1 protein-coding gene is annotated in these 349 nt (G+C 59.0%); it reads right to left on the bottom strand.

Going from position 1 to position 349, the window contains the following annotated elements; genetic code table 11:
* Window positions 1-349 (bottom strand): immunoglobulin-like domain-containing protein (locus ACNFIC_RS23860; protein ID WP_416782292.1); only part of this gene is annotated, 349 nt, incomplete at both ends.

Below are 349 nucleotides of genomic sequence, written 5' to 3'. Positions count from 1 at the left end.
CTCAGTACCACCCACGTTCACAGTCAGCGTGGTGGCGCTGCCGGTCTGCGGCGGATTGCTCAGTTGGAAGTTGAAGGTGACGTTGGCGTCGCCTTCTTTCGCCGGATCTGCTGTCACGGTGACAGTAGTGGTATCGAGGGTGTCTTCGATGTTGGCCGTGACACTGGATTTGCTCAGGTCCACAGCTTCGAAGTTGCCGCCGTCCACCTTGGTGACAGTCGCGGTCAGGGTCGACCCATCTTTGTAGACGTCATCGGTGTTGGTGTTCGGCACTTGCAGCGTGCCCTTGCCGGAAGCATCGACGTTGACCTGGTACTCAGTACCACCGACGTTCACGGTCAGCGTGACC

It is taken from the genome of Pseudomonas sp. NY15463 (assembly GCF_048068415.1).
GTDB lineage: Bacteria > Pseudomonadota > Gammaproteobacteria > Pseudomonadales > Pseudomonadaceae > Aquipseudomonas > Aquipseudomonas mosselii_C.
This window is presented reverse-complemented; position numbering and strand designations above follow the sequence as displayed.